The organism is uncultured Microbacterium sp. (assembly GCF_913776565.1).
Lineage (GTDB): Bacteria > Actinomycetota > Actinomycetes > Actinomycetales > Microbacteriaceae > Microbacterium.
Window position 1 is genome coordinate 1 of the sequence record NZ_CAJYPF010000091.1, and the last position, 4,981, is coordinate 4,981.

General features: G+C 71.7%; 3 protein-coding genes and 1 tRNA gene. 1 reads left to right on the plus strand and 3 read right to left on the minus strand.

From position 1 onward, the window contains the following. On the plus strand, positions 1–1,907 hold a 1,907-nt coding region (locus QZ433_RS05025; RefSeq protein WP_295780385.1), incomplete at its 5' end, for a sugar-binding protein. 359 nt (positions 1,908–2,266) lie between these two features. On the opposite strand, the gene QZ433_RS05030 is transcribed toward QZ433_RS05025, so the two are convergent. From QZ433_RS05030 to dnaG, 3 genes are all read right to left on the minus strand, one after another. After that, a tRNA-Asn gene (locus QZ433_RS05030) sits at positions 2,267–2,342 on the minus strand. Between the two features lie 62 nt (positions 2,343–2,404). Next, positions 2,405–3,178, minus strand: a complete 774-nt coding sequence (locus QZ433_RS05035) for an ATP-binding cassette domain-containing protein (RefSeq protein WP_295780388.1) — start codon at positions 3,176–3,178, stop codon at positions 2,405–2,407. Positions 3,179–3,224: 46 nt separating this feature from the next. Then, positions 3,225–4,981, minus strand: a 1,757-nt coding sequence (gene dnaG / locus QZ433_RS05040; protein WP_295780390.1) for a DNA primase, incomplete at its 5' end; no start/stop codon positions are given.

The following is a 4,981-nucleotide window of genomic DNA, read 5'->3' on the forward strand; positions in this document are numbered from 1 at the left end:
TCGGAGAGGAGTTCATCCGCCTGGCGTTCCAGAACGCCGACGAGGCGTTCAACCGCGAGTACGCGGCGCCGGGCACCGACCGCCCCGTGAAGCTGTTCATCAACGACTACAACACCGAGATCGACGCCAAGGGCGCGCAGTACGAGGCGCTCGTGAAGCGGTTGCTCGCCGCCGGGGTGCCCATCGACGGCGTCGGACACCAGTTCCACACCTCGATCAACACTCCGCTCGCCGCCCTGCGCGGCGCGCTGGAGCGTTTCGAGGGTCTGGGCCTGGCCCAGGCGATCACCGAGCTCGACGTGACGATCAACCCCGCCGACGAGCCCAATCGGGTGCGCCAGGGGTACTTCTACCGCGACGTGTTCGACCTGCTGCGCGAGTACCAGACCTCTGCACCCGCGGCGGAGCGTCTCTTCTCGGCCACCGTGTGGGGTCTCACCGATACGCGCTCGTGGCGCGCCGAACAGCAGCCGCTGCTGTTCACCGGCGCTCTGCAGCCCAAGCCCGCCTATTACGGCGCGATCGGCGACGACGCGGGGCTGCCGCCGCTGGTGACGACGGCGAACGTGTTCGAGGGCGACGTCTCGCCCGGGCCCGGGTTCACCGACGCTCCCGAGTGGCGCAACCTGCCGCTGGCTCCCCTGACGTCGGACGCGGGCGGGTGGCAGGCGCGGTGGAACGCCGACCATCTCGCGGTGATCGTGCGGTCGCCCCAGACCCCCGACCGCGTCGCCTTCACCTACGGGGGCCGGGAATACGTCTACGCCGAGGGATCGGCCGGTTCCGTACCGGGAGCGCAAGAGGTCGTCGACGGCGTGACCTACACGCTGGCGCACCTGCCCCACGCGGGCGTGGCGGCGGGGCAGAGCGCCGACTTCGACGTGCGGCTGGAGCGAGGCGGCGAGGTCGTCGGCGCGTGGAACTCCCCGGGGGCCACGGGACGGCTGTCGTTCCTCGAACCGCTGTCGTTCGTGCAGGTGCCCGAGGGCACCGCGCCCACGGTCGACGGACAGAGGGATGCCGCATACGACGACGCGCCCGTGGCCCTGACCGGCCGCACCGTCGAGGGCGCCGCCGACGGCGCGAGCGCAGAGGTGCGCACGCTGTGGAGCGGCAACACGTTGTACGTGCTCTACGACGTGACCGACCCGGTGATCGACCTCTCGGCGAGCGACCCGTGGCAGCAGGACAGCGTCGAGCTGTTCCTCGACCTCGGCAACACCAAGGCCGGTGGCTTCGGCCCGAACGATACCCAGATCCGGATCTCGGCCGACAACGTGCTGTCGTTCGGGTCCGGCGACACCGCGACCCAGCAGGCGCGAGTGGCGGCCAGTGTCACCACCCGCACCGACACGGGATACCGCGTCGAGGTGGCGATCGAGCTGACCGGGCAGTCGGGTGGACAGAGCGACGTGCCCCTCGGCGGTCTCGGGACGGTGCACGGCATCGACTTCCAGGTCAACGACGGGCGTCCCGGCGGACGCTACGCGGTGAAGACGTGGGCCGATCCCACCGGCACCGGCTACCAGAGCACGGCTCGCTGGGGCGTGGTCGAGTTCATCGCCGAGGCGACGGACCCGGGGACTGACCCCGGGACGGACCCGGGGACTGATCCCGGGACGGACCCGGGGACCGATCCCGGGACCGATCCGGGGACGGACCCGGGGACCGATCCCGGGACGGACCCGGGGACCCAGCCCGGCTCCGGTGCGGGCGCGACGCCCGGCACCGACCCGTCCGCCTCCCCCACCCCGGGGGCCGCGGGGACGACCCCGCCCGTGCGGGGTGCGGCCGGCGGACTGGCGATCACGGGTGCCGCGGCACCCGGCCTGGGCATCGCGGTCGGCGCCCTCCTGCTGATCGGCGGGCTGATGGCCATCGGACGGCGACGCGCTCAGCGTCGCTGAGCGCCGGGAAGACGATGGAGGGGGCGGCCGCGAATGCGGTCGTCCCCTCCGTGGTGATCGTCGTCGAAACGATCGGGGCGTGTGTCGCGGTCGTCACGCGGATCGTGCCCGACGGGTGGACCGAGGTGGGCGCTCGCAGGGGGAACACGGTCGGGCGCCCTCGGGTGGCGGTCAGGCGAACTCCGTCCACACGCGCGGTCGCGGGGTTCTGAGGGGAGACCAGCCGGTCGAACTCCTGCTGCCCGGGGATGCCGCTGGCATTCCCGGACTCCACCTCGATGGCTGCATAGACGCCGTCAGGGTTGCGGTACCTGACGCGTGAACGACGAAGGCCCGCCTCTGTGGAGACGGGCCTTCTGTGGCTCCCCGGCTTGGACTCGAACCAAGAACCTATCGGTTAACAGCCGATTGCTCTGCCAATTGAGCTACCGAGGATCATGCTCACCGTGCGGCGGGCAACCCCACGATACTAACAGGATCGAGGCGCCGCGAAGAAATCACGGCGCCGAAATGCGTCGCTCGGGCGTGCCGTCGGGCGTCCACTGCACCCCCTGGTCGCCGTGGCCGAGCCCGATCGCGTGTCCCGCGTGCAGCACGAGCACATCGGCATCCAATTCCCGCGCCGCCTCGGCGTCGTTCGTGACGATCAGCGAGGCCATGCCCCTCTCGTCGCGGCGGCGGGTCAGGGCTGCCCGCGCCGCGGCGCGCACCTCGAGGTCGAGGTTGGCGTACAGATCGTCGGCGACGAGCAGACGCGGCTCGAGGACGAGAGCCCGCGCCAGGGCCACGCGCTGGCGCATGCCGGCGCTGAGCTCGTAGGGATACTTCGGGGCGGTACCCAGCGGCAACTCCATCTCATCGAGCAGGGTCGCCACCCGCACCGCGAGAGCGCGCGTGTTGACCTTGCGGTCGCGGCTGGTGATCGGCTCGGAGATGACGTCGTGCACGGTCAGCCGGGAAGGCAGCGCGGCTCCGGCGCCCTGCGGCAGGTAGCCCGTGTGGAAGACCCACTCGCGGCGCGCCCGGCCGGGCCGGCGAGCCGAGATACCGTGCACGCGCGCGTCGCCGCCGACGACCGTCAGCCCGTCGTCGGGGTGACCGGCCAGCAGCGACACGAGCGAGGTCTTGCCGGATCCGGTCGCTCCCCGCACCACGAGCGTCCGCCCCGCGGGGAGCGTCACGGTGATCCCGTCGATGACGCGCACGCCGTTGCGCGCGAGGGAGAGGTCGTCGGTGCGGAGGGCGACGTCGGTGTCGAGGGACCGGGGCATGCCCTCATCCTCACCCACCCGGCGCGCGTGCACCAGTCGACGCGGCTCAGCTGACGACGAGTCGTTGGCGGTCGGCATCCAATTCGCGCAGTCGCAGCCGCAGGCGCCGGCCCTCTTCGCTGTCGGCGGGGACCCGCTGGATGCCGCGCAGCAACTCGTCCTTCTCACGTTGCAGCTCGCGCACGAGCAGCCCGCGGGCGAGGTCGTTCGCCGAGGCGACGGCTCCCTCTTCGGTGCGCGCGGGGAACTCGGCGGTCAGCAGCTCGGCCGCGAGCGAGCGGAAGGGCTCGCGCACCGACTCCACAGCGGTGACGGCCCATCCGGCCTGCGACAGATCGGTGGAGGCCAGGGCGCTGCGCACGGCTTCGAGCGCCGGGTGGCCGAACGGCGTCTGCAGAGCCCGCAGGAAGATGTCGGGGTCGATGCGGTGGCCGTACTGCAGGAAGGCCATCATCGCCCCCCGCTCGAGCGCCACGTCACGGGTGTGCGGGAGGGATGCCATGGTCACCGACACCGCGATCGGAGCCGGTTCGGCCGTGCGCTGCGCGTCGCGCTTCTCGGCGCGGTCGGCCCCGCGTGCGGCGCGCTCGACGGCGGACTGCACCTCGGGGATATCGAGGCCCAGGCGCCGCGCGAGCACCCGGACGTAGCCGGGCCGGAGGGCGGGGTCGCGGATGTCGGCGACGATCGGGGCAGCCGCGTGGAGGGCGCCAGCGCGCCCCTCGACGCTGGAGAGGTTGAAGTCCTTGAGGCGCTGGTCGATGACGAACTCGAACATCGGGGCCTTGGCATCCATCAGCGCACGCACGGCGCCGTCTCCGCGCTGCAGGCGCAGGTCGCAGGGATCGAGGCCCTCGGGCGCGACGGCGACATAGGTCTGCGCGGCGAATCTCTTCTCGTCGGCGAAGGCGCGCAATGCGGCCTTCTGCCCCGCGGCGTCGGGGTCGAAGGTGAAGACCACCTCGCCCGAGGCGCTGTCGTCGCCCATGACGCGGCGCAGGACCGTGATGTGGTCGCTGCCGAACGCCGTTCCGCACGAGGCGATCGCCGTGGTCACCCCCGCGAGGTGGCAGGCCATGACGTCGGTGTAGCCCTCGACGACGACGACGCGGTGCGAGCGCGAGATGTCGCGCTTGGCCAGGTCGAGCCCGTAGAGCACCTGCGTCTTCTTGTAGAGCGGGGTCTCGGGGGTGTTGAGGTACTTGGGGCCCTGATCGTCGTCGTAGAGCTTGCGCGCACCGAAGCCGATGACCTGCCCCGTGATGTCGCGGATGGGCCAGACCAGACGGCCGCGGAAGCGGTCGTAGACGCCCCGCTGGCCCTGCGACACCAGTCCGGCCTGCAGCAGCTCGTCGCGGGTGAACTTCTGCGCGCTCAGGTGGTCGAGCAGGTGCGACCAGCCTTTCGGCGCGTAGCCGACCCCGAAGTGCGCGGCCGCTCCGGCGTCGAAGCCGCGATCGCCGAGGAACCGACGGCCCGTCTCGGCCTCGGGAGTCATGAGCTGAGCGCGGAAGAACTCCGCCGCGGCGGCGTTGGCGGCGTACAGGCGCGAGCGCCCGGAGGTCTCGGGGGCGGCTCCCCCGTCTTCGTAGTGCAGGGTGTACCCCACGCGAGCGGCCATGCGCTCGACGGCCTCGGTGAACGAGACGTGGTCCATCGCGCGCAGGAACGAGTAGACGTCGCCCGACTCGCCGCACCCGAAGCAGTGGTAGTAGCCCACCTGCGGGCGCACGTTGAAGCTCGGGCTGCGCTCGTCGTGGAAGGGGCACAGACCCTTCATCGAGCCCACGCCCGCGGGCTTCA